This window comes from Mesorhizobium sp. CNPSo 4689, from assembly GCF_057784325.1.
In genome coordinates this window covers 105452-130895 of sequence record NZ_JBWLUZ010000014.1, presented here as the reverse complement: position 1 = coordinate 130895, position 25444 = coordinate 105452, and the positions used below count along the sequence as shown (strand labels likewise).

The following is a 25444-nucleotide window of genomic DNA, read 5'->3' as shown; positions in this document are numbered from 1 at the left end:
TTTCCGGGCAAAAGACCTTCGATGCGCTGCCATTGCCGCTGGCTCAGTTCGTAGCGCGACACCATCCATTGTCCTCCAGATCGAATCTGGAAGCCTATGAATCATGCATCAACGCAATTTTGAATCCTGAATGTCGATTGGTCCTAGAGATATTGCCTTATGTCAGTGAGCGTAGGCATATTGTGTCCACTCCAGTTGGGACTGACAGATTTGAGCGATGACCGGGCCAAGGAAACTGTTGGAGCAGAAGGACCGCTGACGCCCGCCACGAAGTTAAGCTGCATCGTGGTGGCGATCGCTACTTGCCTTTCCATCGCCGCTGCGGGTGCTTCTGACGTCGCGCCTGCCCAACTCGTTAGGAGCTACATTAGCCTCTCGATCGAAAATCCGGACAAGGCCAAAACGTTCCTGGCGCCTGATGCAGCCTGGATCATATTTGACACCGGTGGGGACTTGGCAGAGGTTTTTCCAGAGTTTGTAAAACATCTTCCTGAATCGGATTGTTCGAAGCCTCTGATTCAAACAGAAAGAAAAGTCACTAGCACCACAGGTGTTGATGCCGAGGTTGTTAAAGTTGAATGGAAATGCGCCAAGCCAACAGAGTTCATGCTGGCATCAAACGTATTGCGCTTCGTCGTTGTCCAGCAAAAAATAGCAATGGTAGTGGTTGAAGATCCGCCCGGCTACCGTGAAAGCCGGGGACTGCCGCCCCTCTAAATCGCTCAACTGTCGCATCTCAATAAGGCTGCTACAGTTACAGTCGGAAAGTCGCATAAGATAGATTATGGAACTTGTGCTTTGGCCGATACCTGGGAATTGCTGCTGATTTTCATAGGCTTGGCGCGATCGATGTGTGTTGCCTTGGGCAGATGGCCAACGCTACGCTGCCCGGATGACGACAGCAAAGCGTGAGATTGAATCGGCAATCGAGGTGTTCGTGCATGGCTACAGCACCGGCAAGGGCCGCACCTTTCCTTACGAGTCCAGCCGCGTCGGGCCATTGTGGCTGATGCGCGATGCCGAGCGCAAGAATTCTCGCGACTACCGCAGCGAGGAATGGGTCGTCCATGACGTTGCCGCTCAGGAAGCCGATGCTATCGTGCGGCAGCATGCGCGGCCGGGCTTTGCCATTTCCGTCGTGATCGCGAGCGACGAACCGGATGGGCCGACGCGGTTGCGCCAGATTCCAAGCCCGCCGGCGGTTGCTTCGGTTGAACGCGTGCGCACAGCCGAACGGGCGGCGCAGTTGGGAAAGATCATGCGCAGGCGCCCGATCGCCGACAATCTGCTCGGCGACGGCGCGCCGTTCCGCCAGTATGTGGCGGTCGATGGCGACGCTATCGTTGGGCGCGTGCGTAGCGTGGACGCCGGGGGCGCCACGTGGTGCACGGATATGTATGTCGAGCCTTCGCACCGGCGTCGCGGCCTCGGCCAGGCTCTGATGTCGAAAATGCTGCACGACGATCGGGCACAAGGGTCGCGGTGCTCGGTACTGGCCGCGACCCACGCCGGGGCGCTGCTTTATCCCCGCATGGGGCTACAAGCGGATCGGAACGCTGCTGATATTCGGGCCAAAGAGCCAAACGCCCTCATGAAGGGCTATTCTTATCGCACTGACTCATAAGGGATTTCGATTGCCATGCCGTCATAGGCCGGCACGACGTTGTCCGGCGTCTCGGCCATCACCGCGGCGTAATCGAGCGGCACGTGCATGTGGGTCAGCACGGCGTTCTTCGGCGCCAGTTTCTCGATCCAGCCAAGCGCCTGGCCAAGCGACAGATGGCTCGGATGCGGGTTGTACTGCAGCGCGTCGACGACCAGCGTGTCGAGGCTGCGCAGCTTTTCCGCCGTAGCCTCCGGAAAGTCACTGATATCAGGGCAATAAGCGAGCCCGCCGATGCGAAAGCCGAGCGAGATGATGTCGCCATGGATCTGCGGCAGCGGCTCGAGGGTGAGGGCACCGCCCTCGCCTTCGATCACCACCGGCGTGGCGTGATCGATGATGTGGGCGCGCACGATCGGCGGATAGGAACTGCCCGGCGGCGTTTCGAAGCAATAGCCGAACGCCTGCCGCAGGCGCTGCATCGTCGGCTGATCGGCGTGGACATCGATCAAATGGCGCTGTTCGAGCACGAAGCCGCGCAGATCGTCGATGCCGTGGATGTGGTCGGCATGCGGGTGCGTGTAGATGACCGCGTCGATACGTTTGACCGATGCCAAGAGCATCTGCTCGTGGAAATCCGGGCCGGTGTCGATGACGACCGTGGTCCGGGCGCCGTTTGCCGCGATGCGCTCGACGAGTGCCGCCGTGCGCATGCGCCGGTTTTTTGGATTGGCCGGGTCGCAATTGCCCCAGTCGCCGGTGATGCGTGGCGTGCCTGGCGACGAGCCGCAGCCGAGAACGGTAAGGCGCAGCCGGTCGCTCATGCTCAGGCGCCCGGCGCGCCCGGACGCGGCATTTTCCCGAAAAGCCGGAAGACGTTGTCCGTGGTGATAGCAGCGATCTCGGCCTCGCTTACGCCGATCGTCTCGGCCAGCACCTTGGCCGTGTGCGCGACATAGGCGGGCTCGTTGCGCTTGCCGCGAAACGGGATCGGCGCGAGATATGGCGCGTCGGTTTCGACCAGCAGGCGGTCATGCGGTACGTCGGCGGCGATGGCGCGCAGCTCGGCTGAATTCTTGAAGGTCAGGATGCCGGAGAAGGACACGTAGCCGCCAAGCGCAACGCCGACTTCGGCCAGCCGCCGCCCGGACGAAAAACAGTGCAGAATGAAGGGGAAGGCGCCCTTCCCTGTTTCGTCCTCGAGGATCGCTGCCATGTCGTCATCGGCGTCGCGCGAATGGATGACCAGCGGCAGGCCGGTCTCGCGCGCGGCGGCGATATGGGTGCGAAAGCCTTGCGCCTGCGCCTGGCGCGGGGCGTGGTCGTAAAAGTAGTCGAGCCCCGCCTCGCCGATCGCCACCACCTTGGGATGGGCCGATAGCCGCACAAGTTCGTCGGTCGTCACATCAAGCTCTTCGGCCGCATTGTGCGGATGGGTGCCGACGGAGCAATAGACGTCGTCAAAAGACTCCGCGATTTCAAGTATTTGATTGAACCGCTTCACCCGCGTCGAGATCGTGACCATGCGACCAATGCCAGCCGCCAGGGCGCGGGCGACAATGGCCGCCCGCTCTTCGGCGAAATCCGGAAAATCGAGATGGCAGTGACTGTCGACCAGCATCAGGCGTTCGCGTCCGGCTGCTCGACATAACGCGGAAACACCGGCTGCGGCGCCGGCAGTGCCGTGCCTGGAACCAGCGCGTGACGTTCGTCGACATGGGCAAGGTCACGGCCGTCTGCCGGGACGGCCAGCGTATCGAGCAGCTTTGCCGCCGAGCCCGGGATGAAAGGCTGGCACATCAGCCCTACCCGCCGGATCACCTCGGCCGTGGTCCACAGCACCGTCTCCATGCGCGCCGGATCGGTCTTCTTCAGCGCCCACGGTTCCTGGCCGGCGAAATAGCGGTTGGCTTCCGCCACCACGGCAAAGATCGCCGTCAGCGCCAGATGGATGCCCTGCTCGGCCATGGCCTTGCGCGCCGTGGCAAGGGCGGCGGTCGCCTGGTCGAGGATCGCCTTGTCGGCGTCGGTCAGTTCGCCGCGCTTCGGCACCACGCCATCGCAGTTCTTGGCGATCATCGACAGCGAGCGCTGCGCCAGATTGCCGAGGTCGTTGGCAAGGTCGGCATTGGTGCGGTTGACGATCGCATCGTGGCTGTAGCTGCCGTCCTGGCCGAACGGCACCTCGCGCAGGAAGAAATAGCGCACCTGGTCGAGCCCATAATGTTCGACCATGGTGAATGGGTCGACGACATTGCCGACCGATTTCGACATCTTCTCGCCGCGGTTGAACAGGAAGCCGTGGGCAAAGACCCGCTTCGGCAGTTCGATCCCGGCCGACATCAGGAAAGCCGGCCAATACACCGCGTGGAAGCGGACGATATCCTTGCCGATGATGTGCGTGGCCGGCCAAAAGTTCCATTTCTCGGACTTGGTGTCGGGATAGCCGGCGGCGGTGAGGTAATTGGTCAACGCATCGACCCAGACATACATCACATGCTTGTTGTCGCCCGGTACCGGGACGCCCCAATCGAAGGTGGAGCGCGAGATCGAGATATCCCTGAGGCCGGACTTGACGAAGCTTAGCACCTCGTTGCGGCGCTCGGCCGGACCGACGAAATCCGGCTGGTTTTCATACAGCGCCAGCAATTTGTCCTGATAGGCGGACAGCCGGAAGAAATAGCTTTCCTCCTCGTTCCATTCGACTGGCGAGCCAAGCGGCTCGCGGCGCACGCCATCCTCGCCGAGCGTGGTTTCGCCCTCGTCGAAATAGGCCTCCTGCCGCACCGAATACCAGCCGCTGTAGCGGTCCAGATAGATGTCGCCATTGGCGGCCATCGCCTTCCAGATCGCCTGGCAGGATGCGTAGTGGCGCGGTTCGGTGGTGCGGATGAATTCGTCGTTCGAGCCGCCGACCGTTTCGGTCATCGAGCGGAAGATCGCCGAATTGCGGTCGGCAAGCGCGATCGGCGCGATGCCTTCCTTCTCGGCCGTCTGCTGCATCTTGAGGCCGTGCTCGTCGGTGCCCGTGAGGAACAGCACATCCTTGCCGTCGAGGCGCTGGAAGCGGGCCAGCGCGTCGCTGGCAATGACCGTATAGGCATGGCCGATATGCGGCTTGCCGTTCGGGTAAAAGATCGGAGTGGTCAGGTAATATTTTTCGCGTGCCATGGATGAAGCCGTCATGAATGTCTGAATGGGAGTGTGGCGGTGGATATCGCATCGGAACGGCGATTTCCATCCCGAGCCAGGGCCGCGTTCACATTCGCATTGCAGAATTCAGGCGGTCGATCATGGTCAAGGCGTGCTGCTTCTTGTCGAGATTGTAGGTGTCGGTCTCAGATATAGCGTTCAGCGCCTCGTGCCAAGTGTCGGACAGCGTTTTGGCCCGCGCCAGATCACCGGCACGTGCGGCCTCGCTTGCGCCGTTCGAGAGCAGGCCCAACGCATGGCGATTGAAGATGTCGAACTGGATCGCCTGGTCGCGGCCGCCGACAGCCTCCGCAAGCCGGTAGGCGCCGCTGACATCGCTCTTTCTGGCGCCGACCAGGGCGTCCAGGGCGGCGGCGATCTCCAGACCGCCATATTGCGTCAAAAGGATCGCGTTGCGGGCGCTGCCCCCTGCCCGCTCGGCTAGTGCTGCGCGTGCCGCCGGCTCTTCCGGCGGCGGTGGTTCGATGCCCTGGAGGACGGTCATCAGATCCTCGGCGTCGAGCGGCGTCAGCCGCACCATCTGGCAGCGCGAGCGGATCGTCGGCAGCAGGCTGCCCGGCGCATGGACGATGAGGATGAACAGCGTGCGCGTCGGCGGCTCCTCAAGATTCTTCAGCAAGGCATTGGCAGCATTGATGTTCATGTCGTCGGCCGGGTCGACGATGACGATCCGGTAACTGCCGTCGTGCGAGGTCAGCGACAGGAAGCGGCTGACCTTGCGGATCTCGTCGACGGTGACGACCGTCTTGAAGCTCTTGGTCTTGTCGTTGGCCGGACGGGTCAGATGCAGCACCGAAGGATGCGCCCCGGTGGCGATCTGGCGAAACAGCGATGAGGCCGGATCGGGAACGGCTAGCGCGTCCGGAGCCTTTTCGAAGGCCGGATGCTTCAAGAGATGGTGCGCCAGGTGGAAGGCCAAAGTCGCCTTGCCGATGCCGACCGGCCCGGCAAGGATCAGCGCATGCGGCAGCTTGCCGGAGCGATAGGCCGATGCCAGCATGTTGGCCGCCTGCGCATGGCCGACCAGGCGCGGCGTTTCGGATGGCTCCGGCACGCCGTCCAGCGTGTCGTGCTGTTCGGGGGCGATGCGTTCGAAGATCATGCGGGTGTTGCCTGCCGCTTGTGCGCCGGCGTCATGGTCTCCAGGGCGGCGAACACGGCGGCGGTGACGACATGCTCGACCGTATCGGGGTCGGCGGAAGCGTCGACGACGATGCAGCGCTGCGGCTCCGCCGCGGCGATTGCCAGGAAAGCCTCGCGGCGGCGCTGGTGGATATCAAGCGTCTCCTTTTCGAAACGGTCCGGGCCGGCGTCGGCGCCGCGCCGTGCCGTGGCGCGCCGTAGGCCTTCGGCCGGGTCGATGTCGAAGATCAGCGTGATGTCGGGCACCATGCCGTTGATGGCGACCTCCTCCAGTGCCTCCATGAAGGCCGGATCGAGGCCGCCGGTGACGCCCTGGTAGACCCGCGAGGAATCCATGAAGCGGTCGCAAAGCACGATCGTGCCGCGCTCGACCGCCGGCCGGATGACCTGCTCGACATGGTCGGAGCGCGCGGCCGCGAAAAGCAGCGCCTCCATCTTGGGGCCGAACGGTTCGGCGGCGCCTGAAAGCAGCACATGCCTGACCGCTTCAGCGCCCGGCGAGCCGCCGGGCTCGCGGGTGACGAGGACATCGTATTTCTTGGCACGCATCTTCCTTGCCAGGCGCTCGATCTGCGTCGACTTGCCGGCGCCCTCGCCGCCTTCGAAGGTGATGAAAAATCCGCTCGCCACTCGAAACTGCCCTTGCCGTGCCGCCCTGGTCTGGATGTTCTCTTAGTCCCGGCTTGAAAAAAGGTCCACGACCTGAGGCCAGAAGCCACTTATCGTTTTGGCGCAATTCCGAGACGGAAAACCGCTGCGCTTTTCCTGGAATTGCTCTAACGCAGCCAGCCGACAGCCAGTTCCTTCGCGGCATCGAGCGCGCGCTGCGGCAGAGTACCGACGCCGACCGACTCGGCTGCGAAGAGCGGCGTCTCCTGGCTCAGCGTGTCGCCGATCCAGACACGCAGCGCGCCGACCGGCTGCCCCGCTTCCACCGGTGCGGAAACCGGCCCGTCATAGACGATCTTCGCGGTCAGTTTGTCACGGTTGGCGATCGGCAGGAAAATGTCCACCGGCCCCTTGGCTTTCAGCGCCACGCCGGACTTGGCGCCGCCGAAGACTGCCGCTTCGCCGACCACTTCGTCCTTGGCGAAGATCTCGGTCTTTTCGAACGACCGCGAGCCCCAGTCGAGCAGCTTGCGCGCTTCCTCGGATCGCTCGCGGTCGCTGGCCAGCCCGCTCATCGCCGCGATCACCCGCGTGCCGTTATGGCTGACCGTGCCGACGATGCCGAAGCCCGCCGCCTCGCTCGTGCCGGCCACGAAGCCATCGGCCTCGATGCCCATGGCGAGCAGCGGATTGCGGTTCCTCTGCGTGATCTTGTTCCAGGTGAATTCCGGCTGGCCGTAATAGCGGAAGAACTCGGGGTAGTCGCGCCAGAGATGCAGCGCCAGCAGCGCGAGTTCCCTGACCGTCGTCTGCTGCCCGTCGGCCGGCAGTCCGGTCGCGTTGACGAAAGTCGATTTCTGCAGGCCGAGCTGACGCGCGCGTTCGGTCATCTGCGCGGCAAAGTTCGCCTCCGATCCGGCCATGCCTTCGGCCAGCACGATGCAACCGTCATTGGCGGCCTGCACGGTCACACCCTGGATCAGGTCTCCGACGCTGACCGCCGACTTGAGCTTGGCGAACATGGTCGACGTTCCCGACGGCGCCCCGCCCGTGCGCCAGGCGTTCTCGCTAACCACGAAGGTGTCGTCGAGCGTCATGCGGCCGGACTTGATGGCGTTGAAAACCACCTCCATCGTCATCAGCTTGGCCATCGATGCGGGAGGGATCGGCTTGTCGGCGTCCTTGGCGAACAGGACAGTGCCGGTTTCGGCGTCGATCATGAAGGCCTGCGCGGCCTTGGTCTCGAAAAGCTGCGCACTCGCAGAAGCGAGCGAGAGCAGCAGCAGGCCAAGTCCCAGAAGCCCCGCGACAGGCGAGAAAAAGCGAAATTGCATAAGGAATCTCGACCCGTTAGCCGGCGTGCGTCATGCCCGCAAAGCTATCAGGCTTTTTCCCGGCGGATCAACCGCGAGCGCAAAATTGATCAGTTGCGCACAACAAGCGCGTCGGGCGCGCCATGCGACCACGCCGCCTGCAGCATCTCGTCCAGGCTGCCATGGCCGTCCGGATAGAGGTTGACCGAATACCAGTCCTTGCCATCGAGGTCGGAGCGCTGGATCTCGGTCCTGCCGAAACCCGAGAGCCCGGCCGCCACGCGCCTGGCTTCGGCAGCATCCTCGAACGAACCGGCGGCGACGTAGTCGGTGGTGGCCAGCGGCGGGTTGGTCCGCTTCCATGACTGCAGGACATCGGCAGGCGACATGCCCTGGCCACCCAAAGCGGCAAAGACGTCGGCGCGCTCGACACGCTCATCCGCATAGGACAGCGAGGCCAAGGCAAAGGGCGATTGCGGCGGCAGGTTGATTGCCGGGCGCTCAGGCACGATCGGGCCGAAATCGGGCAGCGTGACATCGCTGGAGGACGGGGCCTGCAAGGACATGACCGCCTGCGCTTCGGGCTGCTGGCCTGAATCGGTCAGCTGACCGGGAAACGGCACGGCGGCGGCGCTCGCCGGCAGGCTCGGCGACGGGCCATTCATGGCCACCATGACGCCGGTCGGCAGGCCATCGGACGGGTCCGGCGCCCTGTTGCCGGGATGGTAGGAAGCCATCAGATACTGGTCGTCATTGCCGTCGAGCGGGGCGCGGCCGACATATTCGACCTTCACCTTGGCGGTGCCGATATTGGCGTAGTCGAGCATTTCGGCGGCTCGCTGCGACACGTCGATGATACGCCCCTCGTGATAGGGACCGCGATCGTTGACGCGCACGATGACCGAGCTGCCGGTCTTGAGATTGGTGACGCGGGCATAGCTCGGCAGCGGCATGGTCGGATGCGCCGCCGTCAGATGCTTCATGTCGTAGATTTCGCCATTGGCGGTCAGCCGGCCGTGGAATGCATCACCATACCAGGAGGCGAGACCCACCTTGGCGTAGCGCCTGTCTTCCTTCGGATAATACCACTTGCCGCGCACCTGGTAGGGTTTGCCGAGCTGGTCGCGGCCGCCGCCACGAGGGATGGAAGCCATGTTGAACCTGACGCGCGGGCTTGCCTTCACGCCATATTCGGTTTCGGAGAAATACTCCTTGGAGCGCGGCTTCCTGGTGTCGACCATCGCCTTCGGCTGCGGCGCCGCGCAGGCAGCCAGCAACGCCGCCGAGACGGCGAACAGCACGAAAGCGGGAGCGCGACGAAGACGCGGGCGCGCCGAAGTCTGCATTTTTCCTGATGTCCCCTACAGTCTTGCTGCCAGCTGAATTCCGTGAAGCCAAAGCAACCCGCACGAAACATGCCAGCGACACCCTGATCCCCAATCCCCTTGTGCGCAGGAATTGTTTATCACGGTGTTAACCGATTATGGTCGGAACCGGGCGAGATTGTGGCGCGCCCTCGCCTGCGGATTGGCGCGTGGCGCACCATGGAACCGGAGCCCGCTCGGCGCGTTGTCGCCGGATGCTTAAAAATGTCGCTTTCGCTATCGTACTGACACAGGTCGCCGCCGTTGCCGGGCTCGTGACCGAGACGCTGCTGTTCGCGTCATCCACCAGCGAGGCCGCCAACGTCGAGATGACTGGCAAACCCGTGGTGCAGTGCGACGTGGCCATTTGGCCGAACATCCCGGAACATTGCCGCAAGCAAGCCGAAGCAGGCAAAACGCGGACGACACTTGTGTTGATGGCCGGCAATTAGGAAGTGGTAGCCGTTTACACCGGTTAGGAAGATTGAGAGGCAACGCTCCTCCGATAAATTTTCTAACGATTTCAAGCGCTTATCGGCAAAATCTGGCGGAGGGAGTGCCTTCTAAACGCATTGGCTGACGTAGCAGAAAGCCGTTGATTCCCTTGGGTTTCTGGCATTCTCCGTTTGCTGTTATCCTTCCCTACTGTCTGATCGGCAACCATCGCCAAAGGAACTGTGGCGGTGACAGCGAGAATGAGTATCGCTCGGTTTCGCAAGTTCTCCTGACAAGGGCCCAAGAAGGTCAGCAAACCGTTTGGCAGCCATCTACCGGTAGAGTCTTGGGTATTTGGCCTTCTCGGTCTGGCAATTTCCCGCTCTCTGGACCGCCATGGCGTAAGCTCTTTCATAGGTACGGATGGCCTTCTTGAACTTAGGAGGATTAGGCGTCAGGTGTTTTTCTAGCCCTTCGTACAAAAGCACTGGGACAGCAATGATAGCTTTTCCATCTTCTGTTGGCCTCAGCCGGCACCTTTGCATAACGCCGTTGACGTTGCCTGCCATTGTAGCGGCCAAATATAACTTGGCATCGGGCATCCGAGCCAGGAAGTTGATGTTGTCCTGTCCTCCCTGTCCGGCCGAAGCAGCAGACGATGCAAAGCAAATTCCTGCGGCGAGTGTAATCAAAATGCGGTTCAACGGTTGCCTCCCAAGTTAAAGAAAAGAGAGCACGTTTGAGCCGGGCTGAATAGTTAGCAGCCTAGCACCAAGGTCCCTATCCACAAGGGGCTTATGATTTCGCGCACCTCGTACCGATCATGCCTCCAACCGATAGATTGGAGCGCCGATGCCTCGCGCTGGTCGTCGGGCGCCAACAGGCGGGGCGCAAGGCGAACCGGAAGGCGGTGCTGTCATGAATGCGCACCCTCGCCTTTCGGGCCCAACCGTCCGCCGCTCGATCGAAGATGAGATTGAGCGGCTGATTACACTGCTCGACTTCGTAGAGCCTGACCCGGATCTCGAACCGTATCTGGCTGGTGGTGCCGAAGTCGTCGGCACCGATGACCGAGAGGGAGACGCCAGCGACGACGAGGACGGCCACGACACTGAATATAGTCTCGGCTGGTCCGAATCGTACAGCCAGAGGCGTGACGAGTGGGAGCGCGGCGGCTACCGATACATAGCAGGCATCGACGGGATTTTCGGGAAGAACAATAGTTGTCCGCGCGTGCCGCTACCCAAGCCACCCGAACCGAGAGGCCGAGTCGAATGCCGCCAATGCGCCTCCGATCAAGAGGCCGAAAGCTTCCTTCCATTTTCGCTTGCGAAATAGGATTGCCGCAAACGCCAGAATCAAGATTGGAACCACGACAAAGGCGATTTCACTCGCTTGGCGCAAGATTTCCAACTTAGGACCCCTCCGTTGGCATGCTTGGCTTTTCCGGCCATCGGAGCGATGGGCGAAGGAACTCCGGTACTTCGGGTCTTTCCGGCAGCGGCGGCGGAATCTCGTCCGGATCATGATCTTTCGGCCCCACCGCGTATCTGAGATTAGAAACAGCGATAAGGCCATAGGTGGTGAGGTCTTCGGTTGAAAAGACCTCCTCTCTAGTCAAATCCTTGTCCTTCGATCTGAGGTGAAAGAAGGTGTTTTTTCTGTCATTCGTCCAAAATAGAATTGAGTGAACAAGGCTGTTCCGGACAGGCTGTATTGCCCGCATCACCGAGTCAAATTCCTTGAATAAGAAATCTGCCTCCCATGAAACGGGGTTGATAGCGATCAATTCCCGAATTCTCTCCCGGCGCTCCGCCGCGCCCAGCCTAAAGACGATGGGGACAGCTTCTGCCGGAGTAAGGCGCAAAAGGACACGAAGGCAATTGCCGACAGTATGATCAATCAGCGACCACCGAAGCGTAAGCAAACCTATTTTTTGGAAGTCTTCCGGAGCAAGTATGTTTTCGTAGCGAAGAAAGTCAGTCGGGATCATGTAACTCCCCTAAGCCCCTACCGTGTCGCTATGCTCATCCAGTACATCGATTGGCTGGTCGTTTGGCCATCTAGCGCGAAAAAAATGAAAAAACGCACGATTTGCTAGTGACTTGGCGGAGGGAGTGTCTTCTAAACCAGCGTCCGCCATGGTCCGCTAATATACGAAAAAACCATTGAATCCCTTGGGTTTTCGGCATTCTTCGGTTGGTGTCGTCCGCCAAAATCCGCTAACATCGTGCTTCGAAGTTAGGCACGGAGTTGCTGGAATATGGTCCGCTCGCTGAATTTGCTCGCCGAAACGACCATCAGGAAGAAAGACCTGAAGGCGGGCCGATATAGCGACGGCGGCGGGCTCTACCTGCGCGTGAAGAAAGAGGGGACCAAGTCCTGGTCCTTTATCCACTTCAAAGGCTCCGGCGGCGCCCGTGTGTGGAAGGAAACCGGCCTCGGCTCCTATCCCTCCATCTCGCTCAAGCAGGCGCGCATCGACGCCAGTGACTGCCGCGACCGTCTGCGCCGTGGGCTCGAACCGATCGACATGGAAGCCAAGGCGGAAGTGCCAACCTTTGCCAAGTGCGCGGAAGACTTCATCGCCGAAGTCGGCAAGGCTTGGAGCAATCCCAAGCACAAAGCGCAATGGGAAATGACCCTCGGCGACGCCTACTGCAAATCCATCCGCAAGAAGCCGGTGTCGGAAGTCACCACGGCCGATGTCCTAGCCATTCTCAAACCAGTCTGGCAAACGAAGCCGGAAACGGCGCAACGGCTGCGCGGCCGGATTGAGCGGGTGCTGGACTACGCCAAGGCATCTAACCATCGCTCTGGCGAAAACCCAGCTCTATGGCGCGGCCACCTTCAACACCTGCTGGCGAAGGGGAAGAAGCTTTCGCGTGGCCATCACAGCGCCATGCCTTATGTCGACGTGCCGGCGTTCGTGCAGCGCCTGCGAGCCTCCGAAGCCCTGTCTGCGAAGGCTCTGGATTTCCTCATCTTGACGGCGGCGCGCTCGGGCGAAGTTCTCGGTATGAAATGGCCTGAGCTGGATCTGGACGAAAAGGTCTGGACGGTGCCGGCATCCAGGATGAAGGCCCGCAAGGTCCACCGAGTTCCGCTGACTGATGCCGCGCTAGCTATCGTGAAGCCACTCTCTGAGGCCCGCGTTTCCGACTACGTCTTCCCCGGCGAAACGAAGCGCGGTCCCGAGGCGCCGCTTTCTGTGATGGCGATGACGATGCAGATGCGCCGGATGGAAGTCGGCCACTTCACGCCACACGGTTTTCGGTCGGCGTTCCGAGATTGGACCGGCGATCAAACCAGCTTTCCGCGCGAGGTCGCCGAAGCTGCCCTCGCCCACAAGCTTGGTGATTCTGTCGAGATTGCCTATCGGCGGTCGGACGCATTGGACAAGCGCAGGAAGTTGATGGCGGCCTGGTCGAACTTCCTGAACTCGCCCGCGGCAAGGGGAAACTTGCGCCTTGTTGGGGGAAATCGCTGATAACCGTTCGTTAGCATCCGCTGATGCTTGACGAGTGAATCGAATAACAGCATGTTTTCGGCGTGTGAGGGTTTCGGTTTGAGGACCATTCGCGGCTTGTTCTGAGCCGGCCGCGATACTGCGTGGGGCGGGACGGTCAACCCTCTATTTCCGTGCATTACTGCGAGGGGCAAAATCAGGGTTTTGGCGCTGGCGCTTTACCTTGCGCCATGGTCGGAACCAAAAGGGAACAAAAAGCCCTGTGGATAGTGGGGAAAACGTGCCTGTTTTTCGACTTAAGTATTTGAAAAAACAGAGAGAAAGGACCGAATGAAAATAATTGTGTATTGAATTTACGGTGTTCGACACCGAGTCATCGCAAGTGGTAATATGTTCGTACTGGTTCGGACCAATTCGCAGTAAACCGACAAGGAGATTTAACAGGATGGAAGTGATGCCCAACGCCTTCACCATAAAGCGGCTCTGCGCTGCCTACGGTGTCGGCCGAACCTTCGTTTACGAAGAGATCAAAGCCGGCCGGCTGGAGACTCGTAAGGCAGGACCCCGCAAGGTTCTTGTCCGCAAGGTCGATGCCGATGCCTGGCTGGATAACCTCCCGAAAGGGAAACTGAAACCTGCGCTAGCAGGGGAAGCTTGAGCGGCGGTCGCCAAACCAAAGCCGCTCAAGCCGATCCGGACCGAAAACGTAACCTCCCCTGAGATTCCGAAAGGACCAGAACATTGGAAGCCATAGCAGTTGATATCTCCCAAGCGAAATCAATTCCGGCCTCGGCGCCGAAGAAATCCACAGTCACAGTCAGGATCGAACCCGATGGACGCACCAAGCGTCTCGACGGTCGCGCCGCCTGGATGATGACCAAGCTGGTGGAAGCCGGCAAACGTGGCGTGACGACGCTCGACTTGCCTACGGGGGTCAGGGTTTCACATTACGTGTACCTACTGCGTCGCGACGGGTTCATCGTCTCGTCGCAACATGAAACCCACGGCGGGGATTTTCCTGGCAGACATTCGAGATATCGGCTTGAAACCCCGGTCACCATCGTCGCCGACATGGTGACCGCATGAGCGCCGACGCCATTAAGTCCGAAAGCCCGGTCGACCTAGCTGCCACATGGCTGGCGACCGGCGGCGCCGACAGAAGCAAGGCGACGATACCCCAAGTCCGTGAGCGCTTCGGCCTCTCGGCCTTGCAGGCCGTTCAAGCGATCCGTGAAAGCAACCTGATGCTGGCGAGGGCACATTGATGGCCCGCCGCTCTGCTTCAGCCTTTAGTGACGCGTGGATATCGGAATGGATCTCCGACGAGGCCCGCGCAACCTATGCCAGCCGATCGACATCAGCGCTCTACGACTTGTCGGCGACTGAGAGACTGGCACTCGGTCACGGCCGGGCCAGCCGCCGGAAGGGTAGCGGGTCGTTTTCGCTGCCGCTCGCCCGCTTGCGGGAAATCGAAAAGCTCATCAAGGCGCGGTACGGCAAAATCGTGCCCGAGACGGACGACGCTGACGTTTTCATCCGAGCCGCGTTTTTCGCGCTCAATGCCCATTGCCATCAGGTCGACGCCGATTTTGAAAAATCGGCAGAAGGCTGGTGCGCGCGCTTCGCGCCCTGGGCCTTGCCCAAGGCAGGCACAATTATCCGGCCAATCCTGAATGAGCTGGTTCGGCGCAAATACGACATGAAAGCGCAGGTCGTGGCGCATCTGCTGCGGGTCGGTTTTCTAGAGCGCGAACAACTAGGGCTGTTCACTATCGGTGCCTGCGACATTTCCGAGCGGACCCGCAAGGGCATCGCCAAAAATCGCAAGCGCAAACGTGACCGCGCTCGGCAAGCCGCAAAACGCGAGGCAGACGGCTGCCAAAATCGCGCGTCCTATGAGGCCAATTCTCTTTCAAGGCTCAAGCCTTGGGTGGCAGAGGGCATTTCTCGTCGCACCTGGGAGCGCCGTGCTGTCGCAGGTCTGTCGCGAGTAGAGATATATGCGGTTGGCGACGCACTTGCGTCAAAGTCGCAAGAGGCCCCCTCACGGGGTCCAAGCTCGCTCACGCTCGCAAAAAAATCTTTCGGCATGGTTGGCGGGGCGGTGGTGGTCGTGGCGCTGCCGTCAAAACAGCCCTCTTCCCTCCAAAGCAGAACCGGCGCCGTAAACGCCAACGGTGGCGCCGAACAGTGCGACGTTGAAGAAGAACTCCAGCAGATGGGAGTTGCGAGCTAAATGGAACAGAACCTGGACAAAACGGCATCGGTCGTTCCCTTTCCGCTGCATCGCAATGCACGGCTGGTGCGGGAAACCATTGGCATTTTGCAAAAGCGCCACGGCAGCGCCGCTGATCGGTTCTGGCGGACGACTGTTCGGCAGCAGATAGGCCGGATGCAGGTCTGCGGCCTGCGTGACGATGCGGTCATCAAGGATCAAATCGAAAAGTTCGCCCTGGTTGTCTTCGACGCGCTGCGGTCGTCGGCGGCGCAACAAGATGGTGATGCGGCATGACGAAGAAGAAGCAGGACGACATTTGGGACGAAGATAGCGAGGCGCTGGTGATCCGTGAGCAAAAGGCCGTGGCCGTCTACATGAACCCTTATGGCGGGATGGTGATCCGGCAAGAGCGAGACCCAAACGTCGAGAACGAGGACGATATCATAATCCTGACCACAACCAGCTCTGCCTACAAAGTCCTGAAGGCCATGGAAAAGGTTATCGAGGAGATGAAGGATCACAACAAAAATGGCGGGTAAATTCTACGAATGGCCGGCAGGCCTCGAGTCGCTGCGCATATGGCTCAAAGCTCAAGGTGTCGACACAAAGTCGATTGTGAGCGAGCGCCAAGCAGCCTATTTCGTCCAGAACCTTAGCAACCAGCGCCTGAAGTTCCCGGCAGATCGTTCGGCCTCGCACTTCCCGCTTCTGAAGAAGCTGCAGGATATCATCTGCACAGGTGCGGCAACGTCGCGGCCGGTTCCGACACGGGGCCAACCCTTCGTGCCGAAGAAGAAGGGCAAGGCGAAGCCTGCTCATAACGAAGAGCACGAGATCCCGGCCGACACGCTGGTGATATACTGCGATGGATGCTGCGAACCGAATCCGGGTGTCGGCGGCTGGGGTTTCGCGGTCCACAAGAACGGCGCTGAGATTGATGCCAGCTGCGGCGGCACGGCCATTGCCACGAACAACACTATGGAATTGACCGGCTTGCTGATGGCGCTGGCGTGGGTGGCGGCAACTGCGCCGGCCGAACCCGTGGTGATCTACTGCGATAGCCAATACGTCGTCAAAGGCTTGAACGAGTGGGTGCCTGGCTGGAAGGCCAAAGGTTGGAAACGTAAGGGCGAAAACGCCAGCGAAAAGAACCAGACAATCGCGAACCTCGCCTTATGGCAGGCCATCGACAAGGCCAAGGACGAGCTGCAGTTCGTCAAGGTGAAATGGGTGAAAGGCCATGTCGGTACTGTTGGCAATGAACGGGCCGACGAACTGGCTGGGCAAGGGCGTGAAGAGGCGATGCCGGAGACGGCGCTGGACCTGATCCAGCAACAACTCAAATATTCCATTTAGAGGGCCGCAGCATGAACCGACGCACTCAATCCAAACCTTGGTATGTCGTTCAATCTGCCGTGTCATCGGAGCGCAAGGCGGCGGAAGAGTTGAAGCGCACCGGCTACGAAGTTTTCTGGCCGGTGTGGCGCAAAGAGATCAGGCACCATCGGACGAAGAAATGGCTGATGCGGGAGTTTCCGTTATTCTGCCGCTACATGTTTGTGCAACTGGCGACGCCTGACCTGTGTTCCGAGCTCGATGATGTCGATGGCGTCGACAAGGTGCTGCGCGTCCAAGGCTTTCCCGTGCCGGTTGACGACAAGACAATCGAGCGGATTCGCCGGGCGGTGGACAGCGGCGCATTCGATGAGACGCGGGCCGATGGCTTCCGGCTCCATGCCGGCGACAAGGTGCGGATCGCCGAAGGGCAGTTTATCGGCCTGGAAGGGCTGGTCGACGCGGTGAAGGATAGCCGGAAGGCCAAGGTGCTGGTCTCGATCTTCGGTCGATCGGTGCCGACATCGGTAGACCTTGAAAATCTAGCGAAGGTAGCATAATACCACATACAGGCGATTTGCGGCTGACTGTGCGGGATCTTCGGATCACTCGCCGGGCCGATGCAGGGGCTTAGTTCGCCTCCCCTGCCCTCCGGAACATATCCACAAACGTTAGCTGCCGTTTACAAACGTTGGTCACGTGACCGTCAACGTGTCACGTGATGTAACGTTACTCGGCGTTACGGAACGTTTCAGCCGGGAGGCGCACCTATGGGCTTTCTGAACAAGCGCCGCGCAAAGCTCCCGCCTGCTGTCATCAAGGCCGCTGAAGCCGAGACGCGCCGACAAATCGCAATGGCTGTGTCGATCGCCAAGCAGGAAGCGAGGGCCGAAGTGCAAGCTGAAATCCTCGAAGCCCTGGCCGTGGTGAAATCGAAGGCGGCAGATGCCTGACCTGACACAAAAGCAGGAAGCTTTCGCGGTCGCGTATGTCGAGACAGGGAACGGCTCCAAGGCCTATCGCCTGTCCCACGAAGTAGGGGTCGACACGAAGCCAGAGACGGTTTGGTCGAACGCTTCGCGCCTGCTGGCTGACAGCAAGGTTTCAGCAAGGGTGAGAGAGCTACAGGCCGAAGCCCGCGACCTGCTCATGGTCTCGGTCGGCACGCTCACGGATGAGTTGGAACAGGCGCGCCTCAAGGCCATGAAGGACGAAAAGGGCGCCTCGGCTGCTGTGTCCGCCACCATGGGCAAGGCAAAGCTTCACGGCCTGCTGGTCGACAAGGCGGAACTGACCGGCAAGGACGGCAAAGACCTGATGCCTGCTGACCATTCGCCGCGCAAGCTCGCCAAGGCTGTGGCGCTGATCCTGGCCAAGGGCATGAAAGAGGTCGATGGACGCGGCCCTTGATCTTCGGTCGCTCGAAGCCATCATTGCCAAGCTGTCGCCGGAAGACCGGGCCGAACTGGTTTCGGAAGTCGCTGCCGAACTGGACAAGCCCTTCCTCCCCAATCCCGGACCACAAACCGCTGCGCTCCAAAGCCTTGCTGATATCCTGCTCTATGGTGGGCAAGCCGGCGGCGGCAAGTCTGCTCTCGAAGTCGGCGCTGCGGCAAACGAACACCATTCCAGCCTGATCCTGCGCCGTGAGGCAACCCAGCTCGATGGCCTGATTGAGTTCTCGCGGGAGATCCTGGCCGGTCATGGCGATTTCATTGGTGGCAATGAAAACGTCTGGCGCCTCAAGAATGGCGGCCGGCTCAAGTTCGCAGGCCTCAAGCAGCCAGACGACTGGCGCAAGTATGCCGGCAACGCACGGGATTACCTCGCGTTCGATGAGGCCGGCGAGTTCCTGCGGGAACAAGTCTTCTCGCTGATTGGCTGGCTTCGATCGACAAGAGAAGGCCAGCGGTGCCGCGTCATCCTCGGATCGAACCCGCCTCGTGGTGGCGATGGTCTCTGGCTCATTGAAGAGTTCGCGCCCTGGCTTGATCCGAACTACCCCAACCGGGCGATGCCTGGTGAACTGCGCTGGGCCATCGTGGTCGGCGGCGTCACTGAATGGGTCGACGCTGCTGGCGTCTATGAGCGTGGCGGCGAAGAATACGAAGCGATGTCGCGGACCTTCATCCCGGCGAGCCTCGATGACAATCCATACCTGCGGGACACTGACTACAAGGCGAAGCTGCAAAGCCTGCCCGAACCGCTCCGCTCGCAACTGCTCTATGGCGATTTCCAAGCCGGCCGCGCTGATGACGAATGGCAACTGCTGCCGGGTGAATGGGTCAAGGCTGCTCAATCCCGATGGAAGCCTGACGGGTTCAAGGGCCTGCAGATGACGGCGCTTGGTGTCGACGTGGCGCAAGGTGGCGCTGACGATTCGACCATAGCGCCACGATACGGGACATGGTTCGCACCGCTGGTGGTGAAGCCGGGCAAGGAAACGCCAGACGGTCCAAGCATCGGCGCCATGGTCTTCGGCGTTCGTCGGGACGGTGCCGGCGTCATTGTCGATGTCGGCGGCGGATATGGCGGCGGTTCTGTTACCTTCCTGAAGGACAACGGCGTCGCTGTCTCCGGCTACAATGCCTCCCACACTTCAACGGCCAAGTCTGCCGATGGGCAGTGGTCGTTCATCAACAAGCGAGCCGAAGCGCATTGGCGGTTCCGTGAGGCGCTGGACCCGTCGCAAGAAGGCGGATCGCCTATCGCTCTGCCGCCTGACCCGCTGCTGCTTGCCGATCTGATCGCTGTCCGCTGGAAGCCGGTGGGAACGGCCAAGGTCCAGATCGAAGAGAAGGAAGCAATCAAGGTCCGGCTCGGCCGCTCTCCTGACCGTGGCGACGCGACCATCATGTCTTGGTCGGAAGGCTCGAAGCTCGCAATCCGCAAGATGCATGACGCGGCACTCGGCGGCCGGCTGCCGCAAGTCAAGGTCGGCTACTCGAAACAGAAGGTAGGCAGGCGATGACGTTTGAAGACTCGATCAAGGTTCCGAAGCCAGCGAAGGGGACGACGCGCGGCCTGATCACCGAAAAGCAGGCGGAAAGCTCCCTCTCCCTGGCGGCCAAGGCATTCGATGGGGCGGCATTCGGCGTGCTGCGGTCTGAACGTGGCGCCGGAACTGTCTCGGTGCTGTACGGCCTCAAGGGGCGGGCTCTCGATGCCAAGGCCTTGGCCTACGAGTTGAACAATTAGGAGAACCTACGATGGCAAACCTGTTCAAGCCCAAAACGCCGAAGGTCGAATCGCCCACACGCATGCCTGACGATCAAGACCCGGCTGTCCTGGCTGAGAAGCGTCGCCAGATGGCAGAGATGCGGGCTCGTGGCGGTCGGGATTCGACCATCATGTCCGACAATCTCACCGGCTCTGTCGGCAAGCTCGGGGCGTAAGCCAGATGCAGCCTTCGGCCGCCGTTCAAACCATTGTCGACAACGGCAACCGCCTCTTCAGCGAGAAGACGCCGCTGCATTCGCACTGGCAGGAGCTGGCGGAGCATTTCTATTACGACCGCGCCGACTTCACCGGAGCGCTCAACATCGGCTCGGACTATGCGGCCGGCTCGTTCTCGTCTCGGGCGGCAATCTACCGTCGCGATATGGCGGACCTCTATCGGACGATGCTCCGGCCATCAGACTTCTTTGAGGTAAAATCACTCGATGATGCCCGCAACAAGATGCCTGATGCTCGTTCTTGGCTGGAATACGCCACAACTATGCAGCGGGCGGTCATGTACCGGAACGGCGCCGGCTTCACGCGGGCAACGGAAGCCGGGGATCATGATCACCTGACGTTTGGACAGGCTGTCATCGAAGTCGCTCCGACGACTGACAGGCGCAACCTGTTCTATCGCAACTGGCACCTTCGCGACTGTGCGTGGTCGGAAGACTATGCCGGCTCGGTGTCGGACGTGCATCGCAACTGCAAGCCGACGATAACCCAGCTCATGCAGCTCTTCCCTGGCAAGGTGCCTGAGGCTCTAACCAGGGACGCTGAGAAAGACCCGTACAAGAAAATCTCGGCGCGTCATGTCGTCGTGCCCGCAGCCTCCTACGATACCGGCATCAAGGTCCGCTCCGAACAGGAGTTCATTTCCCTGTGGGTGCTGCCGGACTGCGAAGGCGAAGTCCTCGAAAACATCGGCCGCACCTATCGCGGCTACATCGTGCCTCGCGGTCCTACTGTCTCAGGCTCGCAATACGCCCGCTCGGTCTTCACCTCGATAATTCTCCCCGACAGCCGGACGCAACAGGCAATCGAACGCATCCTGCTCGAAGCCGGTGAAAAGGCGATCGACCCGCCGATGATTGCCACCATGGATGTCGTCCGGTCCGATATCGGCCTCGGCGCCGGGGGCATTACCTGGCTGGACAAAGAGTATGACGAACGCCTCGGCGAAGCGCTGCGGCCTTTGCAGATGGACTATTCCGGCCTCCCTGCCGGGCAGAACATGTCGGATCGGCTCGATATGACCATCCGCATGGGCATGATGACGGACAAGGTGGCGATCCCAGACACGTCGAACATGACCGCCTACCAGGTGCGCAAGGTCATCGAACAACAGATGCGGGCTCACATCCCGATGTTTGAGCCGGTGGAAATCGAATATTCGGAACCACTCTGCTCCGAGACGTTCAAGGTGATGCGCTCGCTTGGCGCCTTCCCTGCCAATGAAATCCCGGATTCGCTGCGCGGCTCCGGTGTCGAATTCTCCTTCAAGTCGCCTATCAAGGATCTCGAAGACGAAGGCATGCAACAGAAGCTCATCGAAGGCATGGGCGTCATCAAGGAAGCCGCTGCGCTCGACCCGACCGTTGCCAAGCTGCCCAACGCGATGGCCATTGCGAAAGACCTTCTGCGCCGGACCGGCTGGCCTGAAGAGTGGATCAACAACGACAAGATGCTGCAGGCTGCGGCCGAACAGATGGCAGCGGCGGCACAGGCTGAAAACGTCGCGGCGACCGTTGGCGGGGCTGCTGAAGCCGCTGGCAAGGCCGCTCCCATGGTTCGGGCTCTTCAGGGCGCGCAAGCCGCATGACGCAACACCCTGTGCGTGGCGCGGCTCCTCGGCTCAATCCGATGGCGCCTGCCATCTACGATGACCTTGATGTCGAGGCCATCAAAGCTGTAGCCGCCGGCAATGCCTCTGAGGGTCAACAGAAGCGGGCTATCGCCTGGATCGTGCACAAGGCGGCGATGACCTACGAAGAAGTGTTTGTCCCTGGGCAACCTGATGTCGGTCATCACCTGACCGGCCGGCGCAACGTCGGAAACCAGATCCTGAAGCTGGTCAACACACCAATCCATTTGCTGACGAAACCGAAAGGAAAGCTTGATGTCTGATGACACTCTAGCAGCGGGCGCGGCCTCGGCCGAAAACCCCGCTCCGGGTGCTGCTGAAGCGGGAAAACCTGCTCCCGCTGCCGAGACTGCCGAAGCTGGCAAACCCGCTCCTGCCGCCTCCCCTGCTCCCGCTCCGGCGGCGCCAGCGGCGGCTCCTGAAGCCGGCAAGGAACCGCCTGCCGAAGAGGAAGGGCCTTGGGGCAAGGACTGGCGCGACAAGCTGGCGAAGGGCGATGAAAAGAAACTCGCCATGCTCAAGCGGTTCGCGTCGCCTGAAGCCCTGCTCGTGGCGCAAGAGGAAGCACAGCGGAAGATTTCCGAAGGGCTCAAGCCGAAGGGCAAGCCCGGCGAGAAGGCCACGGCCGAAGAATGGGCGGCCTATCGCAAGCAGAACAACATTCCTGAAGCCGTCGATGAATTCGTCAAAGCCATTGTCCTGCCTGACAAGCGGGTGATCGGCGACGATGACAAGCCGGTTGTCGCCGCCTTCGCCGAACGTGCCATCAAGAAGGGCATCGCGCCCGGCGACATGGCCGAAATGGTCGATGAATACTATGCGCTGCAGGAAGAACAGCAATTCCAGCAAGCGACGGCCGACGCCACCTTCAAGAAAGAGGCTGAGGCAGACCTGAAAAAGGAATGGGGCGGCGACTATGCCGGCAACTTCGCGGCGATGCGGCCCTATTTCGAGACCGTCAACCCGGAGCTGTTCAACAACCTGATGGGCGGCCGGATGGCTGACGGTCGGAAAATCGGCAATCACCCGGACATTCTGAGGTTCTTCGCCGCAAAGGCGGTCGCTGAAAACCCGATGGCCACGATTATTCCGGCCGGCGGCTCGTCGGCTGAAGGCCTTCATACCGAAATCGCCACGATGGAAAAGCGGATGAAGGAAGACCGCGCCGCCTGGCACAAGGACACGAAAGCGCAAGAGCGCTATCGCCAACTGATCACGGCCCGCGACAAGCTCAAGGCCTGATATCCCGCTCGAAGACGGCCAACCCGCCACGCGGCTCCGTCGATAGCGGCTCTACCCAAACCAGCACGAAGTCAGCGCCGAAGGGCGGTCTAGCGGCTCCGGTTCAACCCGGACAACCCGCGACCCTGGCCTGCGGACAACCTGCCTACGGCTCCCGATCCCTCATTAGAAGGAATCTGGACCATGGCCGACACGGCATTCCAGAAACAGTATCGACAGGAATACATCGCCGGTTTCGAAGCCGGTGAAAGCCCGCTGCGCATGTCTGTCACGACCGAGTTCGTGCGCAAGGGCAACGAAGCAATCTTCCTCGTGGCCGACAGTGGCGGCGCGGAAGCTCGTACGCGCGGCGTCAACGGCCTTATCACGGCACGTGGCGACAACCTGACCCAGAACACCGCTACGCTGGTGGAATGGCACGACCTGGTGCGCAAGACCGACTTCAACATCTTCGCTTCCCAGGGCGACCAGAAGCGCATCATGCAGGACACTTCGCTCAAGGTCATGAACCGCAAGGTTGACGCGGACATCATCACCGAACTGGCGAACGGCACCGTTGACACCGGGGCCGCTGTGACCGGCTCGCTTACCCTGGTCACCAAGGCAATCGGCATCCTGGGTCTGGCATCCGTGCCAATTCAGGAGATCGAAAACATGTGGGGGCTCATCACTCCCGCAATGCTGACGTACTTCATGCGCGACGCGACTTTCACGTCTCGCGATTACGTCGATGTGCAGCCGCTTGCCGGCGGTCCCATCAAGCGCGTCATGCGCTGGGCGGGCGTCAACTGGCTGGTGCACCCCACCCTTCCGGGTGTCGGCACGAGCGCCGAAAAGGCGTTCCTCTACCACCGCTCCGCTATCGGCCAAGCGACCGATACCGAAACCCTCGAATCCAAGGTCGGCTATGACGAAGAGCAGGGTTATTCCTGGGCTCGCGCCTCCGCCTTCATGGGTTCGAAGCTGCTGCAGAACAGCGGCGTTGTTGTCATGAACCATGATGGCTCTGCCATCGTCGGCGTCTAAGGAGGGCTGACATAATGGCTTACTCGACCTCCAACCCTCCGGTCCTGATTACTCAGGGCATCGCTGGCTTCCGTATCTGGAAGTACGAATCCGTCGACGCGGCCACGCTGGTCCGCGTCTCGGGCTACTTCACGAACGGCTGGCAGCTCGGCATGCGCGTCAACGACATCGTCTTTGTCACTGACACGGACAGCTCGAACGCCACGACCATCCACACGGTCAACCTGGCTTCGGCCGCTGCCGTCGACCTGACCGACGGTCTCGCTGTCGGCACTACCGACACCGACTGAGGCGTCAACGGCGGGGGCTTCGGCTCCCGCCTTTCTCTTTCAACGAAAGGAACCGGCGATGGCCGAAGCCCTTCCCCTTGTGGTCGGCGATCCGAGCTCGACCAAAGTCAAGCCCGTCCTGCTTGTTGACGCTCTTGGCAACCCGATCGACGCCACTCACCAGGTTGCAACCGCCCTTTACGCCAGTAACGTTGCTCTCGTGGCTGGGGTCAATAACGCCGATGCGATTGCCGTCACCGCCACGGTCAACAAACTCACCACCATTGGCTACGCCTACCAGTTCAATGGCACCTCGTGGGATCGCCAGCGTAAAGCCAACGCCGTCTCTCGGCTCATGTCCTCGGCCGCCACTACGAACGCCACCGCTGGAAAAGCGTCGGCGGGGGATTTGAAGAAGATTACAGGGCTGAAAGCCACCGCTGCCAACTGCTTTCTCAAAATCTACAACAAGGCCACCGCTCCCACAGTCGGGACTGACACTCCGGTGATCGTGCTCCCCCTGATCGCTTCCCAGCCCTTCAACTTCGATTTCGGTGATGGGTACTACTTCAGCACCGGCATAGCGTGGGCGATCACCGCCCTTGCCACGGACGCCGACACCACCGCCATCGCCGCCGGCGATGTTCTTGCTCTGACCATCATGTACGCCTGATGATCCCGAAAGGAACGAACATGCCCCTGAACGTCAACGGCCTGCTGCTGGCCGAAAGCAAGCGCAACGTCTACCGCGTGGCGCTCTACGCGAACACCAAACCGGAAGACCTTCTTGACCCTAGCTTCTGGGTCCATGTCGGCCCACAGCTCCGCGCTGACGATCGAATTGAAGTGGTCGGCTTCGACAAGGCGTGGTTCGGCGAAGTCATGGTCCTCGAAGTTGGCAAGGGTGCCAGCGGCGGGGCTCGTGTCGCCTATACGCTCGGCCCTGTGAAGCTCACCAACGAAGCGACGCTTTCCAAGCCTTCGGAGCATGAAGTGCGCTGGGGCGGCCCGAACGGCGGCTGGCGGGTCATCCGCACGAAGGATAAGGTCGTTCTGGCTGAAATGCTGGACTCGAAAGAAGCCGGCCTTGCCTGGATATCGGAAAACCTCAAGGCGGCCTAG

The 25444-nt window shown here is 60.9% G+C and carries 35 protein-coding genes; 26 read left to right on the top strand and 9 right to left on the bottom strand.

Going from position 1 to position 25444, the window contains the following annotated elements:
- From AC04SI_RS19425 to AC04SI_RS19415, 3 genes are all read left to right on the top strand, one after another.
- Positions 1 to 221, top strand: a 221-nt coding sequence (locus AC04SI_RS19425; RefSeq protein ID WP_488474713.1) for a hypothetical protein, incomplete at its 5' end; no start/stop codon positions are given.
- Complete coding sequence (locus AC04SI_RS19420; RefSeq protein ID WP_404276486.1) at positions 211 to 717, top strand: hypothetical protein; 507 nt, start codon at positions 211 to 213, stop codon at positions 715 to 717. The genes AC04SI_RS19425 and AC04SI_RS19420, both read left to right, overlap by 11 nt.
- Positions 718 to 892: 175 nt before the next feature.
- Positions 893 to 1624, top strand: coding sequence for a GNAT family N-acetyltransferase (locus AC04SI_RS19415; RefSeq protein ID WP_488474712.1), 732 nt, complete (start codon positions 893 to 895; stop codon positions 1622 to 1624).
- Here AC04SI_RS19415 and AC04SI_RS19410 read toward each other — a convergent pair.
- The 7 genes from AC04SI_RS19410 to AC04SI_RS19380 form a co-directional block, all read right to left on the bottom strand.
- Positions 1606 to 2427, bottom strand: coding sequence for an MBL fold metallo-hydrolase (locus AC04SI_RS19410; RefSeq protein WP_404276490.1), 822 nt, complete (start codon positions 2425 to 2427; stop codon positions 1606 to 1608). The genes AC04SI_RS19415 and AC04SI_RS19410 overlap by 19 nt on opposite strands.
- A gap of 2 nt (positions 2428 to 2429) precedes the next feature.
- Entirely contained in the window at positions 2430 to 3224 is a 795-nt protein-coding gene (locus tag AC04SI_RS19405) for a TatD family hydrolase (protein ID WP_404276492.1), read from the bottom strand.
- On the bottom strand, positions 3224 to 4774 hold the full coding sequence (gene metG / locus AC04SI_RS19400; RefSeq protein WP_488474711.1) for a methionine--tRNA ligase: 1551 nt from the start codon (positions 4772 to 4774) through the stop codon (positions 3224 to 3226). Before metG ends, AC04SI_RS19405 begins: the two co-directional genes overlap by 1 nt.
- A gap of 88 nt (positions 4775 to 4862) precedes the next feature.
- The gene (locus AC04SI_RS19395) at positions 4863 to 5918 is read right to left on the bottom strand and encodes a DNA polymerase III subunit delta' (RefSeq protein ID WP_488474710.1); all 1056 of its coding nucleotides are present in this window, start codon (positions 5916 to 5918) and stop codon (positions 4863 to 4865) included.
- Complete coding sequence (tmk, locus tag AC04SI_RS19390; protein ID WP_404276498.1) at positions 5915 to 6589, bottom strand: dTMP kinase; 675 nt, start codon at positions 6587 to 6589, stop codon at positions 5915 to 5917. Before tmk ends, AC04SI_RS19395 begins: the two co-directional genes overlap by 4 nt.
- A gap of 146 nt (positions 6590 to 6735) precedes the next feature.
- Positions 6736 to 7902, bottom strand: a complete 1167-nt coding sequence (locus tag AC04SI_RS19385) for a D-alanyl-D-alanine carboxypeptidase family protein (RefSeq protein ID WP_404276500.1) — start codon at positions 7900 to 7902, stop codon at positions 6736 to 6738.
- Positions 7903 to 7991: 89 nt separating this feature from the next.
- A complete protein-coding gene (locus AC04SI_RS19380) occupies positions 7992 to 9227 on the bottom strand; it encodes a septal ring lytic transglycosylase RlpA family protein (RefSeq protein ID WP_404276502.1) in 1236 nt (411 codons plus the stop codon).
- 233 nt (positions 9228 to 9460) lie between these two features.
- On the opposite strand from AC04SI_RS19380, the gene AC04SI_RS19375 reads away from it, so the two are divergent.
- A complete protein-coding gene (locus AC04SI_RS19375; protein WP_404276504.1) occupies positions 9461 to 9697 on the top strand; it encodes a hypothetical protein in 237 nt (78 codons plus the stop codon).
- Between the two features lie 315 nt (positions 9698 to 10012).
- Here AC04SI_RS19375 and AC04SI_RS19370 read toward each other — a convergent pair whose 3' ends face one another.
- A complete protein-coding gene (locus AC04SI_RS19370) occupies positions 10013 to 10384 on the bottom strand; it encodes a hypothetical protein (RefSeq protein ID WP_404276506.1) in 372 nt (123 codons plus the stop codon).
- A 214-nt stretch (positions 10385 to 10598) separates the two neighbouring features.
- On the opposite strand from AC04SI_RS19370, the gene AC04SI_RS19365 reads away from it, so the two are divergent.
- Positions 10599 to 11018, top strand: a complete 420-nt coding sequence (locus tag AC04SI_RS19365) for a hypothetical protein (protein ID WP_488474709.1) — start codon at positions 10599 to 10601, stop codon at positions 11016 to 11018.
- A 76-nt stretch (positions 11019 to 11094) separates the two neighbouring features.
- Here AC04SI_RS19365 and AC04SI_RS19360 read toward each other — a convergent pair whose 3' ends face one another.
- A complete protein-coding gene (locus tag AC04SI_RS19360; protein WP_404276508.1) occupies positions 11095 to 11673 on the bottom strand; it encodes a hypothetical protein in 579 nt (192 codons plus the stop codon).
- Between the two features lie 270 nt (positions 11674 to 11943).
- Between AC04SI_RS19360 and AC04SI_RS19355 the strand changes: the two genes are divergently transcribed.
- The 21 genes from AC04SI_RS19355 (at position 11944) to AC04SI_RS19255 (ending at position 25444) form a co-directional block, all read left to right on the top strand.
- The gene (locus AC04SI_RS19355) at positions 11944 to 13170 is read left to right on the top strand and encodes a tyrosine-type recombinase/integrase (protein WP_488474708.1); all 1227 of its coding nucleotides are present in this window, start codon (positions 11944 to 11946) and stop codon (positions 13168 to 13170) included.
- A gap of 424 nt (positions 13171 to 13594) precedes the next feature.
- The gene (locus AC04SI_RS19350; RefSeq protein ID WP_488474707.1) at positions 13595 to 13807 is read left to right on the top strand and encodes a helix-turn-helix transcriptional regulator; all 213 of its coding nucleotides are present in this window, start codon (positions 13595 to 13597) and stop codon (positions 13805 to 13807) included.
- Between the two features lie 83 nt (positions 13808 to 13890).
- Entirely contained in the window at positions 13891 to 14235 is a 345-nt protein-coding gene (locus AC04SI_RS19345) for a winged helix domain-containing protein (RefSeq protein WP_488474706.1), read from the top strand.
- Positions 14232 to 14414, top strand: a complete 183-nt coding sequence (locus AC04SI_RS19340; protein WP_488474705.1) for a hypothetical protein — start codon at positions 14232 to 14234, stop codon at positions 14412 to 14414. The genes AC04SI_RS19345 and AC04SI_RS19340 overlap by 4 nt, the downstream gene beginning before the upstream one ends.
- Entirely contained in the window at positions 14414 to 15385 is a 972-nt protein-coding gene (locus tag AC04SI_RS19335) for a hypothetical protein (protein WP_488474704.1), read from the top strand. Before AC04SI_RS19340 ends, AC04SI_RS19335 begins: the two co-directional genes overlap by 1 nt.
- Positions 15386 to 15661: a DUF6074 family protein gene (locus AC04SI_RS19330; protein ID WP_488474703.1), complete on the top strand. Its 276-nt coding sequence runs from the start codon at positions 15386 to 15388 to the stop codon at positions 15659 to 15661. It abuts the gene before it with no gap.
- Positions 15658 to 15906 carry a hypothetical protein gene (locus tag AC04SI_RS19325; RefSeq protein ID WP_488474702.1) on the top strand — a complete coding sequence of 83 codons (249 nt, stop codon included), beginning with the start codon at positions 15658 to 15660 and terminating at the stop codon, positions 15904 to 15906. Before AC04SI_RS19330 ends, AC04SI_RS19325 begins: the two co-directional genes overlap by 4 nt.
- A complete protein-coding gene (locus tag AC04SI_RS19320; RefSeq protein WP_488474701.1) occupies positions 15896 to 16723 on the top strand; it encodes a ribonuclease H family protein in 828 nt (275 codons plus the stop codon). Before AC04SI_RS19325 ends, AC04SI_RS19320 begins: the two co-directional genes overlap by 11 nt.
- An 11-nt stretch (positions 16724 to 16734) precedes the next feature.
- Entirely contained in the window at positions 16735 to 17262 is a 528-nt protein-coding gene (gene nusG, locus AC04SI_RS19315) for a transcription termination/antitermination protein NusG (protein ID WP_488474700.1), read from the top strand.
- 210 nt (positions 17263 to 17472) lie between these two features.
- Positions 17473 to 17655, top strand: a complete 183-nt coding sequence (locus tag AC04SI_RS19310; RefSeq protein ID WP_488474699.1) for a hypothetical protein — start codon at positions 17473 to 17475, stop codon at positions 17653 to 17655.
- Positions 17648 to 18112: a terminase small subunit gene (locus tag AC04SI_RS19305; protein ID WP_488474698.1), complete on the top strand. Its 465-nt coding sequence runs from the start codon at positions 17648 to 17650 to the stop codon at positions 18110 to 18112. Before AC04SI_RS19310 ends, AC04SI_RS19305 begins: the two co-directional genes overlap by 8 nt.
- Positions 18096 to 19673 (top strand): terminase large subunit domain-containing protein, encoded by a 1578-nt coding sequence (locus tag AC04SI_RS19300; RefSeq protein WP_488474697.1) that lies wholly within the window; start codon positions 18096 to 18098, stop codon positions 19671 to 19673. The genes AC04SI_RS19305 and AC04SI_RS19300 overlap by 17 nt, the downstream gene beginning before the upstream one ends.
- Entirely contained in the window at positions 19670 to 19900 is a 231-nt protein-coding gene (locus AC04SI_RS19295) for a hypothetical protein (RefSeq protein ID WP_488474696.1), read from the top strand. The genes AC04SI_RS19300 and AC04SI_RS19295 overlap by 4 nt, the downstream gene beginning before the upstream one ends.
- An 11-nt stretch (positions 19901 to 19911) precedes the next feature.
- Complete coding sequence (locus tag AC04SI_RS19290; protein WP_488474695.1) at positions 19912 to 20097, top strand: hypothetical protein; 186 nt, start codon at positions 19912 to 19914, stop codon at positions 20095 to 20097.
- A 5-nt stretch (positions 20098 to 20102) separates the two neighbouring features.
- The gene (locus AC04SI_RS19285; protein ID WP_488474694.1) at positions 20103 to 21743 is read left to right on the top strand and encodes a portal protein; all 1641 of its coding nucleotides are present in this window, start codon (positions 20103 to 20105) and stop codon (positions 21741 to 21743) included.
- Positions 21744 to 21784: 41 nt separating this feature from the next.
- On the top strand, positions 21785 to 22048 hold the full coding sequence (locus AC04SI_RS19280) for a hypothetical protein (RefSeq protein ID WP_488474693.1): 264 nt from the start codon (positions 21785 to 21787) through the stop codon (positions 22046 to 22048).
- The gene (locus AC04SI_RS19275; protein WP_488474692.1) at positions 22041 to 23027 is read left to right on the top strand and encodes a hypothetical protein; all 987 of its coding nucleotides are present in this window, start codon (positions 22041 to 22043) and stop codon (positions 23025 to 23027) included. The genes AC04SI_RS19280 and AC04SI_RS19275 overlap by 8 nt, the downstream gene beginning before the upstream one ends.
- Positions 23028 to 23210: 183 nt before the next feature.
- Positions 23211 to 24053: a phage capsid protein gene (locus AC04SI_RS19270; protein ID WP_488474691.1), complete on the top strand. Its 843-nt coding sequence runs from the start codon at positions 23211 to 23213 to the stop codon at positions 24051 to 24053.
- A 14-nt stretch (positions 24054 to 24067) separates the two neighbouring features.
- The gene (locus tag AC04SI_RS19265; RefSeq protein ID WP_488474690.1) at positions 24068 to 24343 is read left to right on the top strand and encodes a hypothetical protein; all 276 of its coding nucleotides are present in this window, start codon (positions 24068 to 24070) and stop codon (positions 24341 to 24343) included.
- Positions 24344 to 24401: 58 nt separating this feature from the next.
- A complete protein-coding gene (locus tag AC04SI_RS19260; RefSeq protein ID WP_488474689.1) occupies positions 24402 to 24995 on the top strand; it encodes a hypothetical protein in 594 nt (197 codons plus the stop codon).
- 20 nt (positions 24996 to 25015) lie between these two features.
- Positions 25016 to 25444: a hypothetical protein gene (locus tag AC04SI_RS19255; protein WP_488474688.1), complete on the top strand. Its 429-nt coding sequence runs from the start codon at positions 25016 to 25018 to the stop codon at positions 25442 to 25444.